This is a genomic window from Streptomyces sp. NPDC038707, assembly GCF_040636485.1.
In the GTDB taxonomy this organism is placed as follows: Bacteria; Actinomycetota; Actinomycetes; order Streptomycetales; family Streptomycetaceae; genus Streptomyces.
On record NZ_JBEZUP010000048.1, the window covers coordinates 1 to 25596 of the forward strand.

Sequence of the window (25596 nt, forward strand, 5' to 3'; positions counted from 1 at the left end):
GCTACGAGCGCAAAGCCGAGCACTTCCTTGCCTTCACCAGCATCGCCTGCACCTTCATCTGCTACCGCAGACTCACCAAATGAGACGGTGCCTAAATCCGGGTTGTCGATCGCATCGACGGCACCAGCCGCTTAGCCTTTTACGCGCTGTCCGAAGCGGCTGCACCGGTGCACGGCGGTCACGGGCTCTGTGGTCATGGCGCTTCGCAGGTGGGGCAACCGGGCCTGGGCGGGGTGGGGGGAAGCCAGCGCAATTCGGCGGTGCGGTTGAGGTCGAAGGGCGGGGCCCATCCGGGTTGGCGGCGCAGTCCGACCAAGGCGTGCTCTCCCGGCAGGCGCTGGTCGGGGTGTCCGGCGCGCTCGAGGAGGGTGGCGACGGCGGTTTTCGCCGCGAGGTAGGCGACGAGGTGGAGGTCGGGTCCAACAGCGGTCATCGGCCGGTGCCGGGTGCCGGTGCCGTAGCCGGCGTCCAAGGCGGGCTCGGGGTCGAGGCCACCGGCTTCGGCGAGGCTTTGGCGTCGGCAGGTCAGGCAGCCGTGCTGGGGCCAGGGGCGCAGTCGAAGGATCTCGCCGAGGGCTCCGTCCTGCAGGATGCAGGCGAGGACGGCGGTGAGGCCCGCGCGGCGGGCCAGGTGGCCGGTAACGCGGCGTGCGGCCACCCCGTCGGCCGCGCACACGACAAGGTGGGTGTCCGTGAGGAGGGCACGGATCTGGTTGGCGTGCTCGATGACGTCCAGCGCCAAGGGGGCTACCCGTGTGTCTGGGCGCAGCTGGGTGAGTTCCTCGGACAGCGCGGTGACCTTGGTGCGGCCGATGTGCCTGCGGGAGCTGGTGTGCCGGACGAGGTTGTGCCATTGGAGGCGATCTGGATCGACGAGGGTGAGGTGGCCGACGCCGTAGCCGGCCAGCGCGTGCGCGGTGGCCGATCCGATACTCCCCGCACCGATCAACATGACGCGGGTGTTGTGGAGGTCTTCGACGGGCCAGTGTCCCTTGAGCTGCACGATTCCGGTGGCTTCGGGTTCGACCGACACCTCGAGTGGCTGAATGCCCGCGCGGGTGACGTGCCAGGCGAGGAGGTCGGGCAGACCGCTTTCGGGAAACGTGTCCTTCACGCCGGGGGCGTGGGTGATGGCCACGTAGCCGCCGTCCCCCGGCGTCTTGAAACCACTGGGCACGGCTTCCTTGAACGCATCAAGCTTCAAAGATGTGCCGCGCCGTACTCGCAGTAGATGCCAGAGCGCGTGCAGTTCACCGGTGGCGCGGTACCAGTAACCGGTGGGAAGGGCGTCACAGCCCGCCAGCAGCCGGTTTCCGGGTGCGGGATCCACCGAGATGATGGATCCCTCCGCTCCGTCGGAGATGCCGCTCACGACGACAAGGTCATCGGGCCGGCTGATGCGCAACGATAGTCGGCCCCACGAACCCGAGGCCCGAAGTCTGCTCGCAGCGCCCTGCGGGATGAGGATCAGCACGCGGCACCGCCCTGGTCGGCGGTGTCCGGCGCACGATGCCCGCTGGCGTCCTCGGGTGTCGGGGGCTGGGCCAGGAAGTGGTCGAAGCAGTGGTCGGTGACGATGCCGCTGCCAGTCATGACCTCGATCGTCTGGTGCTTCATCAGGGCGTACTCGATCCGCCACCCGGCGGCCTTCAGTAGCAGGTCGACAACCGACTCGCGGCCCGTCCATATGTCGTCGCGCAGGAGGCACAGGCTGGCGTCGCCGTTGACGTGCCAGCGGTGCTGGGTCCACTCCCACGGCTCGGGCAGCGGGTCCAGGGGCAAGATCCGGGGGGCCACCATAGGGTAGGCGTGGCCGTATTCCAGGCGCAGCCGGAGGCCGTGCTCGCCGATCCCGTCGGTGAGGTGGGCGGGCTCGGGCCGGTCGAACGGCCAGCGGGGCAGCATGCCCTCCCAGCTTCCTGCTCCCTCGTCGCTGAAGACGAGGCGGGGGAAACGGGCGGGGATCTCCTCCTGATCTCGTCGCAGCCGGCGCGGTTCGCACTCCCACCAGGTGATGGGAATACGGGTGCTGCGGGCAGGTGTGGTCGTCATCATCCCTGGGGTGCGTCCTTGATGGGGCGGGGGGTGATGAGCGCGGGAGCGCCGATCAGCGAGGTGCTCTTGGGGGCACGGGCGGGCGCCGGGAAGTCCTCGCCGAAGATCTCCTGCCACAGCCGCAGCGCCTCGTCGGTGCCGCCTTCGGCCGCTGCCGCGCAGGCCTGGTCCGCCAGGTCCGCGGCCTTGGCGAACGCGGCCGACAGGCCCTGGCGGTCCAGGTCGGGCTGGATCTCACCGCACAGACCAGCCGGGTCCCACACGCCCTCGTTGACCCGGGTCGCGGCAGCGGTAAAGAACGTCTTCAACCCCTGGGAGCGGTTTCCGGACGTGGGCAGGCACTGCAGGGCGAGGACCTCCATGACGAGAGACTTGACGCGTCCCTCGACCGGCGCGTCGAGCCGCCACTGCTTGAGCAGCCTGACCAGCGGCCGGAAGTACGACCAGGAACGCTGATGTTCGGCGACCAAGGCGATGAGGTACTCGGGGTTCGCTGGCACCCACCGAGCGCTGAGTTTCTCGGGGATGAGCAGCGAGTTATCAGGCTGTCGTAGCGCGGTCATCACATCGACGGTGAACGCCTCCGGGTCGTCGGGGTCATCGAGGAAGCACTTGACGGCGTGGTTGCGCAGCAGGGTGTGCCGCACCACGGTGGCGTGGGTGCCTTTGCTCTGGCTCAGCAGCCGGTTGACCTGGAAGCGGATGTGTTCGAGGGCCTCCTCCGCGCTCGGCCCGCTGCTCCCCCACTCGGGGTGCTCGTCCCGGTCGTAAACAACCACGATGTCGACGTCGTGAATAGGCTTGAGCTGCGTGCTGCGGCTCAACGAGCCGGATCCGAACGTCTCGAGGACGTCGGGCTCATTCAGCAGCGCCTCCTTGAACAGATCCCGGCGCCCGCGGGCCAGCCGCGTTTTCTCGATGTCCTCATCAACGGTCTTCTGCAGCGCGTCAAACGCCTCGTCGATCCTCATGCAGTGCGCCTCCTCGGGCTCGCTGTTCAGCCCGTTGCGCGGTCCCGGCCGCGGCCCTCTGCGGGGCGCAACCGAAAACGGACGCTCGATGGCTGCTCGTTCGTACGGTACGGCCCCCCACTGACAACGCTCCTCGGCCAGCCGCAATTGATCTTCGCGTTCGTCTCTGATCCCCTTCGGCGGCTCACCGGCACTGCTGCGGCGGAGAGGCTTCCGTTTGTTCGCGGCCCCCGATCACCATGACTGGACTGGATGGCCTCCCACACCACGTTGCCCCCGAACTGACACGAGGGGCATTGAGACGGTCCACCCTCGATGGCCTGGTCATGGAGAAGATGGGTTGAGGGCTACGCGTCGACGACAAACGCCTTCTCATAGACCTGCTGCGCGTTGACGTCCTCGTACACGGTGGTGGGGCGCAGGCGGTTCCAACGGTTGCCCAGCAGCAGAGCCAAGCCCATCGGACCGGCCTGGAAGAGGTGGATCGCCGGATGCGCGCGGCAGGCACGACGCAGCAGATCCCGGATACCGACGGCCAGGGCGCTGGCCGTTGCCGCATCCGGGATGGAGTTGTCCTTCGCACCACCAGGCGGGCGCAGCACCAGCAGCCGGGAGACGGGCACCTGCTGCTCCTGCAGGAAGTCGAGCACGTCCTTGGTGGGATCGACGGCGACCGCTATGGCCACGGCGAGGTCCGGCCCAAGACCGAGAGCGTGCTCATGGACGTCGGGGGCCAGCACAGCGTCATACGCGGCAGCGGACGACCACACCTGTCCGCGCTGTGCCACGGCCAAGTCGGTTCCGGTCACCATGCGGAAAGCCGCACCGACCACGAAAGCAGGCGCGAGACGCAGACTGCCAGTGACTGCGATAGACGTCGTGCCCGGTGGCATCCGAAGCGGTGCCGCTTCGATGTCCGCCTGCAGCTGCGCCCAGGACGCCGGGGCAAGCGGACGCCGCTTCACGTACGGCGAGGCGCCCTCGAATCGGTCCGCCCAGTCCACCGCGTAGTCGGCATCCTCTGCCATCGGGTCCGGTTTCAACGTCGCGACGGAAAGCACCGCTCGTGACGAGCCGGCCTCCAGACACTGAGACCGGATCGCCCCCCTGATATCTGCCAGGGACAACCTGCGCCGACCATCGGCAACTTGGCGGGCTACCCAGTCCGTGCCGGCATGCATGGCCTTCTCGTCGAACTGCAGCCCGGCGGCGAACATCATCATCTGCAGATGCTCATGCAGGCGCATCACATCCCGTGACAGGTCGAAGCGCAGCGCCTCCAGCAAATCCAGCAGCTCGTCCTCGCTCAGCCCGATACCGGCGGCCCAACGACTGCGCGCCTGCCCCTTCTTCGATCGCGGTCCCTGCTGCGCTGCCTTCGGCACGAGCAACTGGGTGCGGGAATCCCGCAGTGAAATCAGCGGATCCCCGGCGTCTGGGGACCGGTTGCTCATCAGGACAAGATCGACCGGAGTGCCGTCCCCGGCAAGTTGCTGCCAGGCCTGCGCCACCTTGCGCAGGATCGACGGTCCACCCTGGTCGCTCGGCTTGAGCAAGTACTCCTCATTGACGGGCGAGGAACTGTCTGCGGCATACTTGACCTGCATGTAGGTGTGCGGCGGCTGCTGACGGTACAAGACGACGTCGTCCACATTTCCCACACCGTCTACCTCAACACCCACCGCCACCACCGGGTTCGGCACGCGCAGTGCCTCATCACGCACCGCCGTGACACAGCCCTGCCACGCGACCAGCCACTGGTACCGGTCACCGGCGATACGAACTCCCGTCGAACTCGGGGCAGGGAAGTCAGGCACACGGCCTCCCACTCAAGCGGCCGCCGCTGTACGCCGCGCCCTGGCCACGACCAGCTGGCCGCGCCCGAACAGAGTACCGCCACGTCAATCTGATGGGCATGTACCGCTCAAAGGGCGACGAGTTCGACTGGGTGGTCATCGTCGAGGGCACATATCACAGTCGCCTGCTAGACCAGGACTGGGACGCCGAACGCATCCGTGCTAATCGCCGCCTGCTCCGCGTCGCCATCACCCGCGCACGTCACATGGTGGTCTTCGTACGGCCGGAGGACGCTCTGCCGCTCATGGCGCTGCGCTAGGGTCTTTCGTTTGGACCAGCGGGCGGACCAGAGGAAGATGCCTGCGACGTGATGTCCGGCCAGGTAGATGGTGGCGGTCTTCTCGTAGCGGGTGGCGATGCCTCGCCACTGTTTCAGGCGGTTGATGCACAGCTCGACGGTGTTGCGCTGCTTGTAGGTCTCGCGGTGAAGGCCGGCGGCCTGTCGTTCCGGCTGCCCCGACGGAGACGGTGGCTGCGCTGGTCCGCCGGAACGGGGATCACTGCCCGGATGCCGCGCTTGCGCAGGTGCTCGCGGATCGCGCGGGAGGACTACGCCTCGTCGGCCAGAACCACATCCGGCCCGGTGCGAAGTCGTCCTCGCCAACGGGGAACGCGCAGGCGGACCATGACATGCGTGAAGGCGGGTGCATCACCGGCCTGTCCGGCGGTGAGGACGATCGCGAGGGGCAAGCAACGGGTATCGGCGGCGAGGTGGCCGGGACCCCTTTTTGCGGGCCCTGGCCGCGTGCTGGTGGGCCCGCACGGGCGTGCAGTCCACCGAGAGGCCCGGCCGAAGTCCTCGTCCGCGTCGGCCTGGGCCACCAGAGTGGTGAACACCCGCTCCCAGGTGCAGTTCACGGCCCACATCCGCAGCCGGTTGTAAACGCCTCGCCAGTTGTCGTACTTCCCCGGCAGGTGGACCCACTGCGTGCCGGTCTGAAACTCGTAGGCGATCGCGTCGATCACCTCGCGATGGTCCCGCCAGCGGCCACCCCGATTCGGGGTCCGGTCAGGGAGCAACGGCTCGATCCGCGCCTACTGCGCATCAGTCAACGACACACCCAGACCAACGACCAACCGATCCAAACGAACTGCCTAGGTGAGCCGTTCTCGCCTGGTCGGGGCATCCGGCAACGCTGGCGGGGCACGGCCCACGTGCCGCTCAACGCGAACAGCAGATGGGGCGGGCTGCCTCCGAGCGGTATGCCAGGAAATTCAGCCCAATTGCCCGGAGTGCACCCCAAATGCGCCCCGAGCCGCGGTCCCTGTCATCCAAAGCGCGCAGGATCCTGCTCAACAGGCTGGCCGATGAGCGCCAGGCACGCAACTCAAAGTCCGGACGGAGCTGCAACATCCCTCAACTGCTTGCCGCCCCAGCGTCTCTCAGCATGCCCCGACCAGCATCAACAACAATCCATTCGCGATCGGGACAGTGCTGGGACAAACCCAGGACGATGGGATTCCGGTTGGGCGCGCGTCCACTGGATGCGGCACCATCCAAGGAGCGTGCTGCGCCGAGCAGGCCCCAAACCTGCCGGCGCATGGAGCACTCAAGTCCAAAGCGCAAAGGAAGTGTTGACAGCTATGAGCGGAACCCTTTCCTGTGTTGGGGTCGGTCGGCCCGAACCTGAGCCGGCCCGGGGAAGCACGGTCGTCATTGCCGTGTTGATCATCCTGGTCGCATTGTCCAGCGTGGCGTTGCCCTGGCGGGACATGTTGGCCGCTCTCGTGGTCGAGGTGATGACAGCCATCAGCCTTGCCGCGCTCCAGGCGTGGCGCACCGACGGCCGACACGCCTGACGAGAACCTGATGGGGCGTCACGAGCAGGAACTCCGTGTGCATGCCGTAGAGATGGGTGAGGTGGCACGGTGGCTTCGCCGCGCGCGCCGCCTCGCCGGACTCACCTATGCGGAGCTGGCGCAGGAGGCGGGCGTGAGCAGCTCCCGGTTGCATCGGGCCGCGAACGGTTGGCGCACGCCGTTGCCAGTCGTGGAAGCGTTCGCACGTGCATGTGGAGCCAGCGTGGACGAGGCCCGTGCGCTTTGGCAGCAGGCGCACAGCCCTGGAACGGCCGACACGTCGGCAGCGGAACAGGTCCGTGTAGAGGAGATCAACACCTTCGCACAACTGCGGCAGGCCATGTGGGTTTTGCACGCCGCACACGGCAGTCCGAGCCTGCGGAAGCTTCAGGACCGTGCGGGGCCGGGCATCTTGCCCAGGACCACACTGAACGAGACCATGCGCGGAAAGACCCGCCTGCGCAAGGACATCGTGCTCTCCTTCGTCCGTGTGCTGGGAGTCGGTGAGAACGCCGAGGCATCCTGGGGTGCGGCATGGGACAGAGCAGAACGCAACCGACACACTCCTCAGCGACAGATTGTGCACGTGGCGCCCTCTCCGCAGCTGCTGAGGGCGCTATCCGACCTGCCCATGTCCGGCTGGAGCTGCTTCGCGGAACTCGTGGATAACGCGGTCGCTGCGCATGGATCGGCCTATGACAACCCTCCAACGGGTCGGACCGGTCCGCTGCCCGTGTCGATCAACTTCTCCGATAGCAGCCATCCTGATCAAAGTGCTGTAACGATCTCTGACCGTGGCCCAGGCATGGACGAGAAAACGCTTCTTGAAGCGGTACGCCTCGGCCGGAGCGGCAGAGCACCCCGCTACCCCACTCTGGGGCTCGGCTTCAGCGTTGTCACCAGCCGTTTGGGGTCGCACATCACCGTGCGCACCGCCCGCCCTGAGGCAGCAGACTGGACCGTTCTCACTCTCGATTTGGGGTCCTTGGTGCGCGGCGCGGAGTGGCGCGTGCCGGTGAGCACCGAGCCCAAGGTACAGCCGACGGAACACGGCACCCACATCACCATTTCCCGGTTGCGCGAACCCTGGTCCGCCGCGCAACAGCGCCGCCTAGGCGTCAAGCTTGGTGACATCTACAGTTACCCGATTCGTGAGAACCATCTGCATCTCACCATCAACGGTCGTACAGTCAGGCCCCGTCTGCCGTGTATCTGGGGTGACAACCGGTCAGTTGTCCGTCGCGATGGTACAGTCCCGACCAAGCTGCCCATCAATGTGACTGTGGCCACCGTGCACAACTGCGTGGACTGCGGGCACGACAGCGCCCTGGATGCCGAGCGCTGCGCCGAGTGTCACGGCCATAGCCTCGCTCCGCTCCTTCAGCGAGTGTGGGGCTGGGTGGGCATCCAGCGGTACCTCCACACCACCGACTATGGCATCGACTTCTACAGTCACGGCAGGAAGATCCTCGTCCGCGACAAAAGCCTGTTCACTTGGCATGACGACTCCGGTGACCCACGCACGGAGTACCCCAGCGAACTCCCCGCCGGCATGGGCCGGATCGTCGGGGAGATCCACTGCGATCACGTACCGGTTGCCTGGAGCAAGGACTCATTCGACACAGACAGCGCACAGTGGCGAGCAGTCGTCCACGCCGTGCGGGGCCAAGGTCCCTTGGGCATGCAGCACAGCCACCGGTACGGCTACCCCACCAACACTAGCCCTCTCGCCGTCCTTTACCGGGCTTACCGCAGGAACAGCCCAGGCCTTAAACACCTGATCCCCGGGGACGGCATGAGGGCCATCCACCAGACGGCACGGGAGTGGGCGCAACGCTTCCACCAAGGCCTACCCGAGTACCTCAACGACGACATCTGGTATGAAGCAGCGACCAGCCACGATATACGGTGCCGAGAGGGCACCCCGGACACCGCAAGTTTCTTGGAGCAGTGAGCGTTCGCATCGGCATCCAGTTCAGGAGACCACCTGCTCACGTATCTGCCACCAGGCGGCGTAGCCGTCCGAACTGCAGCACGAACAGTTCCCGACACCCTTCCGGTAACCCGCCCGTAGTAGGCGTTCTCACGCAATCTACGGCAGTCTCATCTAACCTGCAGAACCGCAGGTCACAAGGCCCGTATACGCTCCACGGGTCGTCGCAATTTATCTACGGCAGACCACGTCAGAGACATGTAACCACCGCAACATCGGTGAGACCTCACACTGGCTGGTCGACCTGTCCCACGTCGAGGTGGACCCGCGTCTGCCCTCGCCGTTCACTCCGGACGGCTCCCGGCCGACGGGACCTGCCTGGTACCAGACGCACACCGTGGCCTACGCCCAGGAGCTCGGCTACAACGTGGAGCCGATCGAGGCGTACCTGCGCCGCGAGACCGGCGCCTACCTGGACCCGTGGCACGACCGGCTCAAGACCGCCTACGTCGACACCCTCGCCGACCTCGGCGTCACCCGGGACCTGGACGACCGGGTCTTCCTCGAGGCGATGGAGCAGCACAAGCAAGCCGACCCGGCGATGGCCGCCGTCCTCGCCGCCATCAAGGCCACCGTCAAGGGCGGCATCGGCAAACTGCGCGAGCGCCCGCAGGGCAAGAAGTACAAGGAGGGCGAGCGGTGGCCGGCCCTCCAGCGCCCCACCTGGCGGCCCGACATCCGTGCCGCCGTCATCTCCAAGGCCAGGGTCAACATGCACCGCAAGATGCGCAACATGGCCACGATGACGGGCCTGTATCCGCTCGCCGTGCTGTCCGACTGCGTTGTCTACCCCTCACCGGGCGACTCGCCGCTGGACTTCCTCCCTTACGCCGCCAGCGGCAAGCCGCAGCCCGGCGGCTTCCGCCTCGGGCCCACACCTGGCCTGGCGAAGCTGGAGGGCGTCCAGTCGATGCTGTGGGCGGTCGACCTGATGGAACAGGGCCTCAACCCGGCCCGCCACATCAAGGGTGGCGACGCCGTCCTGGACGAAGGCGAGTAGGCGCTGTGGGAGAGATCGACGACGCCATCGAACGCGCCGACCGGGAAGCCTTCACCCGCCAGCCGCCCAAGACACTGCAGGGCCGCATCAACTTCCTGATGAAACAGCTCAAGACGACCAAAGCCGTTGCCCAGGAGATCGGGGTCAGCCAGCGGTCGGTGGAGCGATACCGCAAGGGCGAACGCAAACACCCGCCACGCGCCATCGTCGAACGGATCGACGCCGCCGTACGGGCCCGCTGGCAGCCACAGGTCCGCAGACGCCGCCGCAAGCAGGCCGCCACCACCACGGGCATCACGGTGGAGACCCGGGCCCGGTTCGGCTATACCGCGCCGATCGGCACCACCGACGACGGACGCTTCCGCCGCCTCACCGTCCATCTCCCCCCCACCTACGCGCAACGCCTCTTCGACGCCCGTGACGCCGGAGCCAGCGACCAGCAGATGCGCCAGATCATCGCCGAAGGCTTCAAAGAGATCTACTTCCAGGACAACGGAAACCGCGCCATGGGACTCTCCGACGTCACCCTCAACGACATCGACTACCTCGACCTCGACTACTGACCAAACGCCGACCGGGGCAGGAACCTGTCCAGTCGCTGTGCGAGCCGAAAAGGGTATCGGGGGTGAGGTGTGGCCGCAGGGGTGTTGCGAACCGTGCCGCTGGCGGGGGAGCTGACCGCGTCGCTGATCAGCCGGGTGGCTGCCCGCTACGGTCTCGCAGCCAGCAGCGTGATGCGGCTGTGGACGTGCCGCAACTCCCCCACCCGGCACGATGGCGGTGGTGTGAGGGCAGATGTGGAGGTCGTCCTGAACGGGGCCGGGCGGGGTGTGCTCGCCGAGCTGTGCGGGGTGGAACTGGCGGTGCTGGTGCGCGCTCTTCCGTCGTTCACCGTGGACGATCCCAAGATCAGCACCGGCCGGGACGCCTCCCTGGCGCAGGCACGGTGGCGGGCGGCGGCCGCGGTGGCGGGGGAAGCAGCGTTCGGCTGCCGGCTGTGCACGGCGCGGCGCACCGGGCAGGCGCTGCGGGCGGTGCGGTATCTGCCGCGCCTGCAGCGGATCTGCCTGCGGCACGGGCGCTGGCTGCTGGACGCGGACGCCGACCAGCCGCTGGAACACCTCGATCTGCGCCTGCTGCCGGAGGTGGTGGCCGCGCAGCGGCGGTGGCCGGGCGTGTGCGCGGCGTGTGGTGCGCGCCGGGGTGGAGCCGGAGCAGGCGTTCACGCTGGCGCATGCGGTGGTGGACTGCTGGTGGGAGCAGGCTCTGTACTGGGAGCAGGAGGAGATCTGGCCGCGCCGTCTGCACCAGCCGTCGGGCGGCAACGCGGGATCACGGCTTAAGTGGTGGCGGATCGTGGGCCGGGACTCGGCGATCTTCCCGGAGGTGGTGGCCGTGGCGCGGGCGCTGCTGGAGCCGGCGATGGCCGAGGTGGCCTTACGGGCAAGCGGCGGGATGCAGCCTCGGGCGCGGGGTGCCGACGATGCGTTCTGTCACCGGCTGGGCGAGTTGGTGGGCCGCACCTGGCTGGGACTCGAACTTGCGGCCGAGCACAGCAGCCCGCTGAACGATTGGAAGGGTGCGATCGTGCGCGGCCGCCGCCACGAGCCGAGGCGGCCGGGGTGGCGGGAGGATCCGTGGCGGCTGAAGCGGGAGCAGCAGCCCGCCACGATGGCCGGCCCGCTGCGTGTCATGGCGGCAGAAGCCCAATCGGGCGGCTCGGGGACCCGGTGGCGGGCTACGGTGAGCGCCGAACAGCGGTTCCACATCACGCAGTTGGTCGACGAGGCGCGCGAACAGCTGGTGGAGCTGCGCGGCGTACACAGCGGCACTACCGCCGAGGTGGCCCGCACCCTGCTGGAGCACCTCAGCCGCAGTGCCGCCCTGATCGACCAGGCCCTCGTGCACACCGCCACCGCGGCCGTCGCCGCCGGGGTGGCACTGGAGGAGGTCGCCGCGTGGTCCCGCCTGTCCGCCCAGGAGCTGGCCGAGGTGCTCGCCGCGGGTGAGGGCGAGGACTGATACGACCGGCGGCAGCCGAATGGCGGCGCGGGCCAGTCGGCTGTCGGTGAGCCGTTGCCCGACAGGGTGCGGCGCGGCGAGGTGAGAGTGCAGGACTCTGCACTGACACCGGTGCCCCCGCCCGGCACCCTGGGTGCCCCGCGCAGCCCAACATCCGGCGGCTGCACCGATGTTGGTTACCGGCCGGTTCTGCTGCGCGCCAGGTCAGGTATGGCGTTGTGTGGAGTACGTGATCATCGACAGCAGCCAGGAGGCCGCATCGTCCGCGGTACCCGGGGCAGGGTGCCGCATTCCCGAGCCGCACAGTACGGATGGGGCTGTGCGACGCGAAGGCGCTCCAGCCGTAGACGCCAGCCTGATCGATGTGCGCTTTCGAGACCCTCTGGGTTGCTCGCGTCAGGTCCCGTGGCTTGAGGCTGCTCAGGACGTCCCCTTCGAGGACTCTCCTGCAGTACGGCCTTTCCCCGTCCGGCACGGGCGGCGGGTTGCTCCTGGCTGGTGGTGGTCGTCGACGATCGGGCGGCTGGTGGCGTACGGGTCCGGGGTCATGCGGACCGAGCTGATGCTGCTGGATCGGGATCCGGCGGTGGTGGCGCTGGCCTGCCGGCCAGTGGAACTGGTGTGGCGTGGGGACGGCAAGGCTGTCGGTCATGCGCCGCAGCTGATGGCCAGACTGCAGGACGGCAGCGGCCTGTTACTCGACTGCGCCGGACGCAGCGGACCCTCTGCCCGGCTGGCAAAGCGGGCACGGGTTGTGACGGCTGCCGCGGAGGCAGTGGGCTGGTCCTACCGGCTCGCGGGGCCGCCGGATCCGGTGCTGGTGGCCAATGTGCGGTGGCTGGCGGGTTACCGGCATCCCCGGTACGCCGCAGGGCCGTGGATGCCGGCTCTGCTGGAGGCCTTCGGCAGTCCCCGGCCGGCGGTGGAGGCGGTGTGTGAGCTGGGTGACCCGATCGCCGTGTGGCCCGCGGTCTTTCACGCGCTGTGGAGCGGTGTGCTGCGGGTGCGGCTGGACGAATCGCTGCACGAGCGCGTTGTCGTTTCGGGCGCGCGGCGGGAGGCCGAAGCGGCGTGATGCGCGTGGCAGCGGCATGTGCGGGAGGTGGAGACCGGCTTTCCTGGCGCGGTCGGGCAGGGCGCCCCGCGTGAGCAGTTCGATCGGCGACGCGGAGCCTGGCGCAGCGGGAGCGGGCGAAGGCCGAGGAGTTGAGGGCGGCGGGCTGGGAGGCGAGTGCGGCGACGGTGCGCCGGATGCGGGCGCGCTACCGCAGCGAGGGCTTGTGGGGGCTGGTGGACGGCCGGGCGGTGCGGGAGCGGTCGGCGGTGGGGCGGGCCGATGAGCGGGTCGTCGCGGCGCTCAGGAAGGTGCTGGAGGGGCAGCGGGAGCGGTCGACGGGCACGCTGGTGCGGCTGCGCCGCCAGGTGGGGTGGCTGCTGGAGGAGGAGTACGGCGCCGGGGTGGTGGCCCTGCCGCCGGCGTCGACGTTCAACCGGCTGGTGCACGCGGTGGCCGACGGACAGGGGCTGCTCGGGACAGCGACGCAGCGACGGTGGCATGCGTCGCGGCCGGCACCTCCGTTCACGCCGACGGTGGCACTGCGGCCGGGCGAGCTGGTGATGCTGGGCAGCACGCCGCTGGATGTCCTGGCGGTGCTGGACGACGGTGTGACCGGCCGCCTTGAACTGAGCATCGCGCTGGACGTGGCGACGCGCAGCATCTGCGCCGCGGTGCTGCGGCCGGTGGGGCACGATGTCGGTGGACGCGGCGATGCTGCTGGCGCAGATGGTGGTGCCGACGGCGATGCGGCCGGGCTGGGATGCGGCGCTGTCCATGCAGCGGTCGGTCATCCCCTACGAGCGGCTGGTCGCGTTGGACGCGCGGCTGGAGCAGGCGGCTGCCCGGCCGGTGATCATGCCGGAGACGGTGGTGGTGGACCAGGGCCGGGTGTATGTGTCGGCTTCGTTCGTCTCGGCGTGCGAGAGCCTGGGGGTGTCGGTGCAGCCGGTGCCGCCGGCGAACGGCCCGGCGAAGGGGAACGTGGAGCGGACCTTCCGTGCCATCGCCGACGGGTTCAGCCAGTACCTGCCGGGCCACACCGGCTCGGATGTCTCCCAGCGGGGCGCGGCCGCGGAGCCCTGCTGGAGCCTGAAGCAGCTTCAGGAACTGCTGGACGAGTGGGTCATCTGCGGGTGGCAGGAGCGCCGGCACGAGGCACTGCGGCACCCGATGATGCCGCGGGTCGCCGTCTCCCCGAACGAGATGTGGGCAGCTTTGGTGGCGTTGACCGGGCATGTACCGGTGCCCTTGTCCGCCGACGACTACGTCGAGCTGCTGCCTCTTCGGTGGCAGGCCGTCAACGACTACGGCATCCGCTTCGGCTACCGCACCTACGACCACCCCGGCCTGAACCCTTACCGGCGCCGCCGCTCACCGCGAGCGGACAAGAACGGCCGCTGGGAGGTCCACCACAACCCCTACGACCCGAACCGGGTGTGGGTGCGCCTGCCCGAGGGATGGCTCGAGGTGCCGTGGGTCCACGCGGAGGCGGTCCGGCGCCCGTTCACCGCGTTCACCTTCGACCACGTCCGCCGCACCGTCCAACGCCGGCATGGCCGTGAAGAGCACGAGGCGGCGATCGCCCAAGCGCTCGATGCGCTGCTGCGCCGTGCCAGCCAGGGACTGGGCAGCAGGCGGGAGCGGACGGTAGCCGCCCGGGCCCAGGCGGCCGCGCAGCTGACCGATTCCGCCCCCGCCGCCACCGGGCAGCAGTGGCCTGCGCCTCTCGCGCCGGGGGCCTCGTTCGGGCTGCCCGGCTCCTTCACCGTCCCGGTTCAGGATCCCGACGGCTGGGACGCCGACGACAGCCTGGACGACCTCGAGGACGACCCGGGCGGCGAGGACTACCTTCTCGCCGCCCTCGCCGACGGCCAGGACGCCGCGGAAGACCACGCGGATGAGGCCGAAGCATCCGAGCCGACGGCCGAAACGGACCGGGCCCAGGCCGCTGAGCAGACGCCGGACGCCGCCGGGGCGGGCGGCATGCGCATCTACGGCCCGTACCAGGAGGCCCAGGCATGGTGACAGCGGCCCAGCCCGCCACCACGAGCACGTTCAGTCCGCTGACCACGTGGGACGGGTGGCAGCAGTTCGTCGACACGCCCCCCGCACCGGCTCGGGACGCCGGCGACCAGGAATGGACGCTGGAGCAGCGGGAGGACTACCACGCACGGTTCGTGGTGCTGAAGACCCCCGCCATGGACACCATCTCCACCGCGGTACGCCGCCTGCTGCTGCTCAACCGCGGCCAGCAGGGCGGAGCCAGACGCGGCCTGATCATCTCCGGGCCCGCGACCACCGGGAAGACCACCGCCATGCAGCAGCTCGGGCGCACCGTCGAACTCGCCGACCGGCGCCGCCACCCCAACCAGGACGGGCGGCTGCCGGTGCTGTTCATCACCGTGCCACCGTCCTCCACCCCGGAAATGCTCATCAGCGAGTTCGCCCGCTTTCTGGGCCTGCCGACGCTGGAGCGGATGAACCAGATCCAGATCACCAACGCCGTGTGCGAGCTGCTGTGCGAGATGGGCACCCAGCTGGTCCTGGTCGACGACGTACACCTGATGGACACCCGCAGCCGGGCCGGCGCCGAGACCTCCGACCAGCTGAAGTACCTCGGCGAGCGGATCCCGGCCACCTTCGTCTACTCCGGCATCGACGTCGAATCCTCGCCCCTGCTGACCGGCGTGCGCGGCTCCCAGCTCGCTGGCCGCTTCAAGATCGTGCGCAATCAGCCGCTGCGCTACGGCAGCGGCGCGGACCAGCAGATCTGGCATGACCTGGTGCACGGCATGGACAGCGCCCTGCGGCTGCGCCGCCACCGGCCGGGCACGCTGGTCACGCACGCCGCCTGCCTGCACGCCCGAGCCGGCGGCCGGATGGGCAGCCTCTCCCACCTCATCCGGGAAGCCGCCCTGGTGTCGCTGCTGGACGGCACCGAGAAGATCACTAAGAAACTCCTCGAACAGATCGAGCTCGACAGTGCCGCCGAACAACGGGCCCGGGCACCCAGGCGCCAGCGGATGCCCACGCAACGCCAGCCCTGACCGGCGGCGTCTGCATCAACCGTCCGCCCCGCCCCGTTCCCTGTTTGGCCGCTGCCCGGATGCCGGTACATCCGAGCCCGTCAGGAACGACCTCTGCCCCCTCATGCACGACTTTCCTCCACCGCAGCCGCAGCCGCCGCGTACGGCTGCGGCACGTCCGGGGCCGGTACGGCTCGCGCCGCTTAAGGGCGAGACGAACCTGTCGTACCTGGACCGGCTGGCCGACCGCTACCGGCTCGGCGTCAGAGACCTCATCCCCGCGCTCCTCCAGGTCGGCGAAGGCCTGTTCAAGGGTTACTGGACGGACGGCGAGGTGTATCTCAACGCCGAGGCCCGCGTCCGCGTCTCCGTGTTCAGCCGCGTGCCCGAGGAGATCCTTCGGCGGGCCCTGCCCGTCTGGACCGCCCAGGAGCCCGTCTCGCCGGACGGGGCGGGTGCAGCCGGGCGGTTCCGCTTCGGGGCCGTGGTGCCGGCCGCGGGGGAAGGCTGTCGGCTGTGTACGGCCGCACGCACCGGACGGACCAAGCCCGCCCGGGTGTATCTGCAGCCGCACACCCGGATCTGCCCGCGCCATGGGCGCTGGATGCTCGGCACCCACTGGATCGACGGCGCGCCGGCCGACATTGAGCAGGCCGACCTGGCGGAGCTGCCGGAGATGGTCGCGGCGCACCGACGGCACCTGGACCTGCTGCGCCACCGGCCGGATACCGCCCGCGCGTTCGAGGTCGCCCATGCCGTGGTCGTCTCCTGGTGGGCGCAGTAATGGCCCGAAGAAGAGCAGTGGCCGCGCCGGGTACGCCAACTCACGCCGCAGGGGGCCGATCCCGGCTGGTGGCGGCTGCTGGTCAGGGACGCGGTCACCTACCCCGAGACCGTCGCCCTCACCTCGGTCCTCACCGATGAACGCACCAGCCACCGGCTGCTCGCCGACACCGGTGAACATCTGCCTCGCACGCTCGCTCACGTGCCTGGTCTGGTCGGCGAACTGGCGCGGGTCACGGGGCGGCCGTGGCTTGTTGAGCGGATCGCCTCGACCTCGGCCGGTTCTCTGCTGCTCTGGGCGCAGCACTGCGTACGGGCCGCCGCGGACGCAGCCGTCGCCGACCGGCTGTGGACGCTGCACATGGCTCACCGGCCCCGCCCCATCGCCCGCGAACTGCAGGCCTACCGCGACGCCGCACAACGGTCTGAGAAGGCTGCGGGCGGTATGCGGCTGCACCTGGGGCTCCGGCACAGGTCAGATCAGGCGTTCACAACGGGGCTGGCACACGCCCGTGCCTACGCCGCGGTACACGGCCACCTCGCCGCCCCGATCCACAGCCGGTTCGACGGCTTTGCCCTCGGCCGATGGCTGTCGAATCATCGGAAGTTCCCGGCGATGCCACCCGAACATGTCGCAGAACTCGAGGCGCTGGATCCGTGGTGGCGGCCGCCGTGGACGGTGATGTGGCAGCGCTTCTATTACCAGGCCCGTGACCACGTCCGCGCCCGCGGACCCTTGCGGCCCGACCGCGGCTTCCCCACCACCAGCTTCGGCCTGGGCGAGTGGCTGTACAACCAGTGCACCGGCTACGACCACCTGCACCCCGTACAACAGCGCCTCCTGGCCGACATCGGCCTCACCTCCGAGAGCGCCCGGGCGGCCCGGCCCCGCCGCAAACACATGGCCACCCACTTCCAAAGCGTCCTCGCCCACGCCCGCGCCTACGCCGACGCCCACGGCACGCTGGTGACCGCGACCACCGACACCGTCCAGGACGGGCTGAAGCTGGGGCAGTGGCTGTCCAACCAGCGCAGCAAGGACCGCGCCTACCAGCACCGCCACGGCACCCCCTCACCCCGCGCGCTGGCACTGTCGGCGATCGACCCCTGGTGGAACCCGCCCTGGACACTGGAATGGCAGCGCTCCTGGCGCCAGGCACACACCCCCGTCCAAGACGGCCACGTCCTGGACACCGCGGCCGGATTCCCCAGCACCACCAGCGCGCTCGCCACATGGCTGACCACCCAGTGCGCCCAGTACGACACCCTCCAGCCCGACCAGAAGGACCTACCTCCTCGCCCGCATCGGAATCACCGCGGACCGGGCCCGCGGCGCCGCCGCACGGCCCGCCGAACGCGAAGCCGACTTCACCGTCGGCCTCGGCTACGCACGCTCCTACCACGCCATCCACGGGACCCTCGCGGCCGCGATCGACACCGTCCACGACGGGTTCCAGCTGGGGTGGTGGCTGCGCCGGCAACGCCAGCACGCCCGTACCGACGCCGACAGGGGCACACCTCCTTCTGCCGCGGCGAAGGCGCTGGACAGGGTCGATCCCTGGTGGTGCCCGCCCTGGACCCTGGCGTGGCAGCGCACCTGGCAGCACATCCACGACCAAGTCCGAGCCGGCCACCGGCTCGACGCCGACCACCACTTCCGCAGCTTCGCCCCCACCCAGCGCGCCTGGCTACGCCTGCAACGCACCCACTACGACGACCTCCACCCCGACCAGCAGCGCCTCCTGGCCGGCATCGGCTTCACCCGCGGAGCCGCCCGCACCCGTCCCCTCAACCCCTACGCCGAAACCGCGCTCGCGCACGCCCGCGCCTACGCTGCCGCCCACCACACCCTGGCCGTGACCTACTCCACCGTCCACGACGGCTTCCCCCTCGGCCGCTGGCTCAACTGCCAACGGCAACAAGCCCGACGCGACGCCATCCCCACCGCCCGCCACCAAGTCCTCACCTCGATCGACCCGTGGTGGGACCCACCCTGGGACCTTGCCTGGCAACGCGCCTACACCCGCGCCCGCACCACGCAAAGCCGCACCACCGGCTCGCCGGCCGACGTACGAACCTGGATCAGAGCACAACACGCCGCCTGGGCACATCTACGCCCCCAACAGCAACAACTCCTGATCAGCCTGGGCATCACCCCCGTCGGCCGCCGCCGGACCAGCCGCGTCTCCCCTGCAAGCCCCGGACTCGCCCACGCCCGCGCCTACGCCGCCCGCCACGGCCACCTCGCCTGCAGCAAAGACACCCGCCACGACGACTTCGCGCTGGGCGACTGGCTGACACAAAAACGCCGCGCTGCCCGGCAAGGCCGCCTTTCCCCCACCGCCGCTCACGCCCTTGAAAACCTCGACCCCTGGTGGTGCCCGCCCTGGCCCCACACCTGGCAACGCACCTACCAGTAAGCCAAGTTGCACCACCACACCGGCCAGGACCACTCCCCCACCCTCCAGCGATGGACCGAGCAGCAACGCCGCTGGAACACCCTCCACCCCCAACAGCAGGAGCTCCTCACCACCATCGGCATCCGTCCCGCGTGGACCGACGCTGCAAGCGATAGAACCGGCGCGGCTGTGCAGGCCACAGGCGAAGCCCAGCAACGCACACTCGGATAGCCACAGACAGCGCGATGTCGCCCTATCCGCCGTACTCCCAGGCATCCTCGGCGGCCGGCCCTTTCGCTTGGATCTTTAGCAGCCGGGAGGCAATGGCACCTTCGTTGCGGCCGAATTCTTGCGACAGTTCGGACAGAGAGGCGCCTCGGGCACAGCGCTCGGCGAGCCGCTGTTCATCTTCAAGGTTCCAGGGTTTGTACGCGTTGGGGTGCAGCTGCCGCTTCTCCTCCACGGTGTACGCCTTGGGCACTTGTGGCTCAACCGGGGTGCGGGGATCGGGCACCAGATCGCTGGGGAAGGACGCGAGCCCGAGGCTGTGCAGCTTCCACCGGATGGACTTCTCGCTGCGTCCGAGCTCCTCAGCCAGTTGCTCTGGGCTCATGCCTGCTTGGTAGTGCTCTTTGAGGTGGGCAATGGCTTCGGGAGCCCATCCCTGGCCGTGGCGGGTGGCTTTGACGGAGGCAGGAGAAGAGACAGACGGCACCGCCTTCCCAGCGGAGGTAACAGGAGTAGAGGCGATCAGACGGCCGACCTCGGCAAGGTCGCCCATGTCCACCTCTCCGGTCAGCTCACCGCGGATGACTCCGTCAGGAGTACAGACGACGACGGTGATCTCGGCCCGGCCCTCACCCAGGAGATCGGCGTGCAAGCTGTAGCGGCGGTGGGAACTGCCGATCTCAAGCCTCACTGTCGCCGTATCCCGCGATGCAGCAGGGGCCGTGAGCACACGCTGGTAGGCCGGAGACAGTAACTCGTGGACATGCCAGCTAGCCACAAAGGAGTCACCGCCGTCGAGCCGGTAGCTCGTCTGACTCGCTTCCAGGTCACATGCCGCGTACAGAACCTCGACCCGCTGGCCATCGAACAGACCAGGTTCTTCGCCTGGCGCGGTACGCGGGAGAGTCAAAACCCCGCGACCCGGCTGGCTGTCTTGGATAACGGCGTCAGGATCGCCGTACCAAGTCCCACGGGCATCACGGAAAGCGTAGATCAGCACAACGAGCAGCCCTTCATCCGCATGAGACGTCAGCCAATGATGGCGCGGCCGACAACAGCGTGACCTGCAATTCGCCAACCTGCGGCCGCACCAGCTTCTCCACCGGCCATAAGAGACCAGCCCTGGCCACCCCGGCCCTGCCCACCCCAACTACGCACCCCTACGCCCCGGCCCACCGCACCGGCCCCCCTCTTCCTTCCAACAAGCCAGGCCACCGCAGGAAGCGCCAACGCCCCTTGACCGGCCCAAGCGACAACACCCCCCTGCAACCGACACACCCGCCAACGACAGCACCACGTAGCGACTCAGCGAAACTGCATCCCGCTCAACCAACCTGCACACACCACATACACACAGGTCAGACAACCCCAACCACTCAAGCCCCCACCCCGAGCTCGCCGATACCAACCAGAAAAGATGAGAGCCCCAGCTCACATCCACAACAATCACCCAGAAAAACTGGGCGACGACAGGAACTCCTGGCTCCACGATCCACAGCTCACCGCGCTCGACCCGTGGTGGAACCCGCCCTGGCGAGCCACCTGGAACCACAGCTGGCACCAAGCCCACACCCACCACAGCACCGGCATGCCCTTCCCCAACCAGACCACCAAATGGATCCACACCCAACAACGCACCTGGAACCAGCTCCACCCCACCAACAACACCTGATGACCACCATCGGCATCCACGGCCCCACACCCCTACACCGCTACAACAACCGACCAGCGAACCTGCCCAACCAGCCAACCAAACTGATCAACACCCACGAAACCCACCCAGAACAGGAAACCCGCAGCTCACAAGCCCGCCCAGTCGGCGCCCGCAAGCAACACCAAGCACCCCGCCAACACACACCACACCACCGGACCCGACCAGCCAACTGATCAACCCAGCTCAACGTCCCAGATGCCGATCAGAACCAACGAACCGCGACAGCAGTGGACATCTCCGGCACATCCTCCGCCTTGCTGCTGGCTCTGCTCGCCGCCCACGGCCGGCAGGCCGTCTACGTGCCCGGCCGCACGGTCAACCGCATGTCGGGCGCCTACCGGGGCGAGGCGAAGACAGACGCCTGCGACGCCTACGTCATCGCGGAGACCCCCGTCAGCGCCGGGACTTCGCCGTCATCGACGTGCCCGCCCAGCTGGCCGCGGACCTCGCCCTGCTGACCGCCCACCGATCCGACCTGGTCGCCGACCGGGTCCGGCTGGTCAACCGGCTCCGCGACGTGCTGACCGGCATCTTCCCCGCGCTGGAGCGGGCTTTCGACTACAGCAGCCACAAGGGCGCGCTGGTGTTGCTGACCGGCTACCAGACCCCGGCCGCTCCTCACCGTCGCGGCCGGGCCCGACTCACGGCCTGGCTGGCCAACCGCGGCGTCCGCGGCGCCGACGCGGTTGCCGCGACTGCGGTGGAAGCCGCGCAGGCCCAGCACACCGCGCTGCCCGGCGAGGACGTCGCCGCCCAGATCGTCGCCGCCCAGATCGTCGCCGACCTGGCAGCGCAGGTCCTGGCCCTGGACGACCGGCTCAAGCGGATCAACAAGCAGATGTCCACGGTTCAGTACGGGCACGGAGCGCGCGTCTCAGCTCGCCTCCTGCCGCACGAGCGCAGCGATCCGCGCGCCCGGCCCTGTCCGGCTCATCTCGTCGAGAAGTTCCGACTGCCGCAGGGTGTCTCTGGTGTCCGGCGGTGTTCCGGCACGCGCCGCGGCGGCGAAGGCGGCTGCGGTGGCCGCCACCTGGTCGTGCGGCTCCAGGCGGATCTCCTCGGTCTTCGCGCCGCGGTGCAGGCCGATGACGGGGACGTCATCGGCGGGCGGGGTGAACGCCCGGTCGACGGTCAGGCACCCTTCGCTGCCCCGTAGTGCGTATGCCGAGCGGTAGGTGTGCTCCATGCCGAAGGTGATCTGGGCCGTGACGCCGCCGGGCGTGTGCAGCAGTGCGGCGCCCGAGGTGTCGACCTGCCGTCCCGCTCCCCGGACCAGGCAGGCGCCGATGAGGTCGAGCTCGGGGCCCAGGAGGTGGAGCGCGGCCCGCAGGGGGTAGATCCCGACGTCCATCAGGGCCCCGCCGCCGAGTTCCGGCTGGTACCTGATGTCGCTGTCCGCGAGCGGCGGGATGGTGAAGGCCGCGTGGAACGAGCGCAGTTCGCCCAGGGCCCCGTCGGAGATCAGGTGCCGCACGGCCTCGTGCCGGCGGTGATGGACGAACATGACGTTCTCCATGAGCACCAGGCCACGAGAGGCGGCGAGGCCGAACAGGTCTCCGGTGCGGGCGTGCTCGGTGGAGACGGGCTTCTCGGCGAGGACGTGTCTGCCTGCGCGCAGTGCCGCCTCGACCCATCGGGGGCGCAGGGCAGCGGGCAAGGGCACGTAGACGGCGTCGATGTCGTCCTGTGCCAGGAGCTGCTCGTATCCGTGCACGGGGCGGCAGTCGAACCGCTCCGCGACCCGCTGTGCCTTGTCCGGGTCGCGGCTGGCGACCGCCACGAGCTCGGTGTCGCCACTGGAGGCGAAGGCGGGGAGCATCCGGCGTACCGCGATGTTCGCGCATCCGATCACCCCGACCCGGAGCGGGGCGGTCATCGGGTTGTGGTCTTCATCGCGTTGAGGCAGGCGAGCATGGTGCGGGCCTGGACGTTGAGGTAGTGGTTGTGCTGGACCAGGGAGGTGAGTTGTGCGGGGGTGGCCCAGGCGTAGCCGGGCGGGGGATCCAGCGGAGCGTCCGCCTCGACGACGAGGCAGCGGTTCTCGGCGTTGAGGAATCGGCCTCCCTCCTCGGCGTGCACGGCGTCGTAGCGGATACGGTCGCCGGCGGCGTGGAGCACCGTCTCGATGAAGGCAGGGCGCTCGTTTTCCGGCAGGTGGTCGTAGTTGTGCGGGGTGTACTGCACGGTCGGGGCCAGCTCGACGGTGTCGACGAGGCCGGGTTCGACCCGGGCCTGCACCAGTACGTGCGCGGTGCCCTCGATCTCGCGGGTGAGGAAGGCGTGGACGCCCTGGGCGACCGGCTCGAACAAGGGCTGGGTCCAGCCGGTCACCTCTCGGTTTCCGGCCTGTACGGACACGGCCACGACGTTGAAGTAGCGGCCCGTCTCGTGCTCGATGGCGCTGTCCCGGCGTTTCCAGCCCGGGAGGTGGGCCAGCGGGGCCGGTTCGGTGCGCACGCAGTGCCGGGTGCGCTCACCGGTGATCCACGAGAGCAGTTCGGTGTCGGTGAGCAGCGCGTCGCCGGACGGGTCGTCGGTGGGCAGGCACGACAGGACGGTGCGTGAGTCCATGTTGATGACATTGTCGCGGTGCAGCAGCTCGTTGATCTGGCCGAGGGTGAGCCAGCAGAAGTCGTCCAGCAGCGGCACGTCGCCGGACGCCTCCACGACCATGTTGCGGTTGGCTTTCCGGGAGAACCATGAGCCGTGCTCGGACTGGCGCACGTCCACGATGACCCGGCCGCGGTCCGGTCCGACGAAGTGCTCGATGTACTTGACGTCCGCGCCCCGGTGGGCCTTGGTGTAGTTGCTGCGGGTCGCCTGGACCGTGGGCGAGAGCTGGAGCAGGTTCGGATTGCCCGGTTCCATCTTCGCCTGCATCAGGAAGTGCAGCACCCCGTCGAACTCCTTGACGAGGATCCCGAGGACGCCCACCTCGTGCTGCCGGATGATGGGCTGGTACCAGTCGCCGGCAGGGCCGTCGCCGTGAGGCCGGCCCTCTTCCGTGAAGTGCAGCCCTTCGACGGTGAAGAAGCGGCCGCTTCGATGCACCAGATTCCCTGTGTGCTCCTGGAACGACCAGCCTTCCATTTTCGCGAACGGTATGCGGTCCACGCGGAAGGTGTTGGCTCGGCGTCGTTCGGCCAGCCAGCCGTCGAAGTGCTCGGTGGGCAGGTGCAGCCCCTGCGTGGTGGCGGCCGATGCGGCGATACGTGCCGGCAGGCTCTGGACGGCACGCCTCTGGAGGACCTTGGACGGCATCGAGGGATCTCCCCTGGCTTCTGGTGAGGTGGGTGTGGCGGGCTCTCAGCCGCGTCCGGCCACGAATTCCTTGATGGTGGCGACCACGTAGTCGAGCATTTCGTCCGTGAGCCCGGGGTAGACGCCGATCCAGAAGGTGTGCTCGGTGATGATGTCGCTGTTGGTGAGGTCGCCGACGACGCGGTGGGGGCGGCCGATGTAGGCCGGCTGCCGGGTGAGGTTGCCGGAGAACAGCCGCCGGGTTCCGATCTTCCGTTCTTCCAGGTGTGCGACCAGTTCGGCGCGCGTGAAGCGGGCCTCGGGGTCGACGGTGATGACGAAGCCGAACCAGCTCGGCCGGGACCGTGGGGTCGGCTCGGGCAGCAGCAGGCCCGGAAGACCGTCCAGGCCTTCGCGCAGACGGCGCCAGTTGCGGCGTCGTGCCTCGACGAAGCCGTCGAGCTTGGCGAGCTGCGTCAGGCCCAGCGCCGCCTGGATGTCGGTTCCCTTCAGGTTGTAACCGACGTGGGAGAAGATGTACTTGTGGTCGTAGCCTGCGGGCAGGTTGCCCATCTGGTAGTCGAACCGTTTAAAGCAGGTGTTGTTCTTGCCCGGTTCGCACCAGCAGTCCCGTCCCCAGTCGCGCAGTGACTCCACGACGCGGGCCAGGCGGAGGTTGTCGGTGAGGACACAGCCGCCCTCGCCCATGGTGAGGTGGTGCGCGGGGTAGAAGCTGACCGTGCTCAGGTCACCGAAGGTGCCGGTGATCCGGCCGTCGTAGAGGGTGCCGACCGCGTCGCAGTTGTCCTCGACGAAGAAGAGGTCGTGGTCCTTGGCCAGTTGGGCCACCTCGGCCACCTCGAAGGGGTTGCCGAGCGCGTGAGCGATGATGATCGCCCGGGTCCTGGGGCCGATCGCCTGTGCCACCCGGTCGGCTGTCGTGTTGTACGTCGTCAGGTCCACGTCCACGAAGACAGGGATGAGCCCGTTCTGCAGAATCGGGTTCACTGTGGTGGGGAACCCCGCCGCGACCGTGATCACCTCGTCCCCCGGCTTCAGGCGTCTGTCACCGAGGGTCTCCGAGGTCAGAGCGGACAGGGCGAGGAGGTTCGCCGACGATCCCGAGTTCGTGAGATGGGCCTTGCGCCGCTTCAGGAGCTTGGCGAAGTCGGACTCGAACTTCTTGGAGCTGGGCCCGGCCGCGATGCGCAGGGTGAGCGCGGCCTCGACGATGGCGACCCGGTCCTCTTCGTCCAGAACGGCGCCGGACGGCCAGATCTCCGTCACTCCGGGCGTGAACCCCGCGTCCGACGCGGTCGCCCGGTGGTAGTCGCGGACCGCGTCCAGCACGAGGTCCTTGCTGTCAGTCATCGTCATTCCTTTCCGTTGGCCGGCACCGTGAGCAGCCACGGCGGACGTGGCAGGGCGGCAAGTGACCCCGGGATGCCTCG

Annotated in this window: 21 protein-coding genes and 4 pseudogenes; 15 read left to right on the top strand and 10 right to left on the bottom strand. The window is 68.9% G+C overall.

The genetic code is table 11. The features are described from left to right. Window positions 1-193: 193 nt before the first annotated feature. The 4 genes from AB0E62_RS36735 to AB0E62_RS36750 all read right to left on the bottom strand — a co-directional run bounded on the left by AB0E62_RS36735 (window position 194) and on the right by AB0E62_RS36750 (window position 4843). Complete coding sequence (locus AB0E62_RS36735; protein ID WP_362204327.1) at window positions 194-1372, bottom strand: ThiF family adenylyltransferase; 1179 nt, start codon at window positions 1370-1372, stop codon at window positions 194-196. A gap of 95 nt (window positions 1373-1467) precedes the next feature. Beyond that, window positions 1468-2052 (bottom strand): hypothetical protein, encoded by a 585-nt coding sequence (locus AB0E62_RS36740; RefSeq protein ID WP_362204330.1) that lies wholly within the window; start codon window positions 2050-2052, stop codon window positions 1468-1470. Further along, entirely contained in the window at window positions 2052-3026 is a 975-nt protein-coding gene (locus AB0E62_RS36745; protein WP_362204333.1) for a hypothetical protein, read from the bottom strand. Before AB0E62_RS36745 ends, AB0E62_RS36740 begins: the two co-directional genes overlap by 1 nt. 347 nt (window positions 3027-3373) lie before the next feature. After that, on the bottom strand, window positions 3374-4843 hold the full coding sequence (locus tag AB0E62_RS36750; protein WP_362204336.1) for an SAVED domain-containing protein: 1470 nt from the start codon (window positions 4841-4843) through the stop codon (window positions 3374-3376). An 89-nt stretch (window positions 4844-4932) separates the two neighbouring features. On the opposite strand from AB0E62_RS36750, the gene AB0E62_RS36755 reads away from it, so the two are divergent. Further along, a complete protein-coding gene (locus tag AB0E62_RS36755; protein ID WP_362204461.1) occupies window positions 4933-5142 on the top strand; it encodes an ATP-binding domain-containing protein in 210 nt (69 codons plus the stop codon). Window positions 5143-5169: 27 nt separating this feature from the next. Here the strand turns inward: AB0E62_RS36755 and AB0E62_RS36760 are convergent. Continuing rightward, a pseudogene (locus AB0E62_RS36760) lies at window positions 5170-5912 on the bottom strand (IS5 family transposase); the annotation flags it as partial. A 555-nt stretch (window positions 5913-6467) separates the two neighbouring features. On the opposite strand from AB0E62_RS36760, the gene AB0E62_RS36765 reads away from it, so the two are divergent. The 7 genes and pseudogenes from AB0E62_RS36765 to AB0E62_RS36795 all read left to right on the top strand — a co-directional run bounded on the left by AB0E62_RS36765 (window position 6468) and on the right by AB0E62_RS36795 (window position 12773). Then, window positions 6468-6683, top strand: coding sequence for a hypothetical protein (locus AB0E62_RS36765; protein ID WP_362204339.1), 216 nt, complete (start codon window positions 6468-6470; stop codon window positions 6681-6683). Window positions 6684-6720: 37 nt separating this feature from the next. Then, window positions 6721-8637 (top strand): helix-turn-helix domain-containing protein, encoded by a 1917-nt coding sequence (locus AB0E62_RS36770; RefSeq protein ID WP_362204342.1) that lies wholly within the window; start codon window positions 6721-6723, stop codon window positions 8635-8637. A gap of 271 nt (window positions 8638-8908) precedes the next feature. Then, window positions 8909-9676, top strand: a pseudogene (locus AB0E62_RS36775) (transcriptional regulator); the annotation flags it as partial. Between the two features lie 5 nt (window positions 9677-9681). Next, window positions 9682-10239, top strand: a complete 558-nt coding sequence (locus AB0E62_RS36780; protein WP_362204345.1) for an XRE family transcriptional regulator — start codon at window positions 9682-9684, stop codon at window positions 10237-10239. A 69-nt stretch (window positions 10240-10308) separates the two neighbouring features. After that, window positions 10309-11019: a hypothetical protein gene (locus AB0E62_RS36785; RefSeq protein WP_362204348.1), complete on the top strand. Its 711-nt coding sequence runs from the start codon at window positions 10309-10311 to the stop codon at window positions 11017-11019. After that, window positions 10916-11698, top strand: a complete 783-nt coding sequence (locus AB0E62_RS36790) for a hypothetical protein (RefSeq protein ID WP_362204351.1) — start codon at window positions 10916-10918, stop codon at window positions 11696-11698. The genes AB0E62_RS36785 and AB0E62_RS36790 overlap by 104 nt, the downstream gene beginning before the upstream one ends. Window positions 11699-11867: 169 nt before the next feature. Continuing rightward, window positions 11868-12773 (top strand): TnsA-like heteromeric transposase endonuclease subunit, encoded by a 906-nt coding sequence (locus tag AB0E62_RS36795; RefSeq protein WP_362204354.1) that lies wholly within the window; start codon window positions 11868-11870, stop codon window positions 12771-12773. Window positions 12774-12960: 187 nt separating this feature from the next. On the opposite strand, the gene AB0E62_RS36800 is transcribed toward AB0E62_RS36795, so the two are convergent. Next, a complete protein-coding gene (locus AB0E62_RS36800; RefSeq protein WP_362204357.1) occupies window positions 12961-13188 on the bottom strand; it encodes a hypothetical protein in 228 nt (75 codons plus the stop codon). 260 nt (window positions 13189-13448) lie between these two features. On the opposite strand from AB0E62_RS36800, the gene AB0E62_RS36805 reads away from it, so the two are divergent. The 5 genes and pseudogenes from AB0E62_RS36805 to AB0E62_RS36825 all read left to right on the top strand — a co-directional run bounded on the left by AB0E62_RS36805 (window position 13449) and on the right by AB0E62_RS36825 (window position 18984). Further along, window positions 13449-14780, top strand: a complete 1332-nt coding sequence (locus AB0E62_RS36805; RefSeq protein ID WP_362204360.1) for a hypothetical protein — start codon at window positions 13449-13451, stop codon at window positions 14778-14780. Continuing rightward, window positions 14774-15802: a TniB family NTP-binding protein gene (locus AB0E62_RS36810; protein WP_362204363.1), complete on the top strand. Its 1029-nt coding sequence runs from the start codon at window positions 14774-14776 to the stop codon at window positions 15800-15802. Before AB0E62_RS36805 ends, AB0E62_RS36810 begins: the two co-directional genes overlap by 7 nt. Window positions 15803-15905: 103 nt before the next feature. Then, a complete protein-coding gene (locus AB0E62_RS36815) occupies window positions 15906-16565 on the top strand; it encodes a hypothetical protein (RefSeq protein WP_362204365.1) in 660 nt (219 codons plus the stop codon). A gap of 444 nt (window positions 16566-17009) precedes the next feature. Continuing rightward, window positions 17010-17609 (top strand): annotated as a pseudogene (locus tag AB0E62_RS36820) (helicase associated domain-containing protein); the annotation flags it as partial. 811 nt (window positions 17610-18420) lie between these two features. Continuing rightward, window positions 18421-18984 carry a helicase associated domain-containing protein gene (locus AB0E62_RS36825; RefSeq protein ID WP_362204368.1) on the top strand — a complete coding sequence of 188 codons (564 nt, stop codon included), beginning with the start codon at window positions 18421-18423 and terminating at the stop codon, window positions 18982-18984. Window positions 18985-19216: 232 nt separating this feature from the next. Here AB0E62_RS36825 and AB0E62_RS36830 read toward each other — a convergent pair whose 3' ends face one another. Continuing rightward, on the bottom strand, window positions 19217-20191 hold the full coding sequence (locus AB0E62_RS36830; protein ID WP_362204371.1) for a hypothetical protein: 975 nt from the start codon (window positions 20189-20191) through the stop codon (window positions 19217-19219). Window positions 20192-20608: 417 nt separating this feature from the next. Between AB0E62_RS36830 and AB0E62_RS36835 the strand changes: the two genes are divergently transcribed. Beyond that, entirely contained in the window at window positions 20609-20863 is a 255-nt protein-coding gene (locus tag AB0E62_RS36835; protein WP_362204374.1) for a hypothetical protein, read from the top strand. A 266-nt stretch (window positions 20864-21129) separates the two neighbouring features. Then, window positions 21130-21746 (top strand): annotated as a pseudogene (locus AB0E62_RS36840) (transposase); the annotation flags it as partial. A 33-nt stretch (window positions 21747-21779) separates the two neighbouring features. Here AB0E62_RS36840 and AB0E62_RS36845 read toward each other — a convergent pair. Genes AB0E62_RS36845 through rfbH form a run of 3 tightly spaced genes read right to left on the bottom strand, consistent with a single transcriptional unit; the run spans window position 21780 to window position 25516 of the window. Beyond that, window positions 21780-22781 carry a Gfo/Idh/MocA family oxidoreductase gene (locus AB0E62_RS36845; protein WP_362204377.1) on the bottom strand — a complete coding sequence of 334 codons (1002 nt, stop codon included), beginning with the start codon at window positions 22779-22781 and terminating at the stop codon, window positions 21780-21782. Continuing rightward, window positions 22778-24166, bottom strand: coding sequence for an NDP-hexose 2,3-dehydratase family protein (locus AB0E62_RS36850; protein ID WP_362204380.1), 1389 nt, complete (start codon window positions 24164-24166; stop codon window positions 22778-22780). The genes AB0E62_RS36845 and AB0E62_RS36850 overlap by 4 nt, the downstream gene beginning before the upstream one ends. 45 nt (window positions 24167-24211) lie before the next feature. Continuing rightward, window positions 24212-25516 carry a lipopolysaccharide biosynthesis protein RfbH gene (gene rfbH / locus AB0E62_RS36855; protein ID WP_362204383.1) on the bottom strand — a complete coding sequence of 435 codons (1305 nt, stop codon included), beginning with the start codon at window positions 25514-25516 and terminating at the stop codon, window positions 24212-24214. Window positions 25517-25596 lie beyond the last annotated feature (80 nt).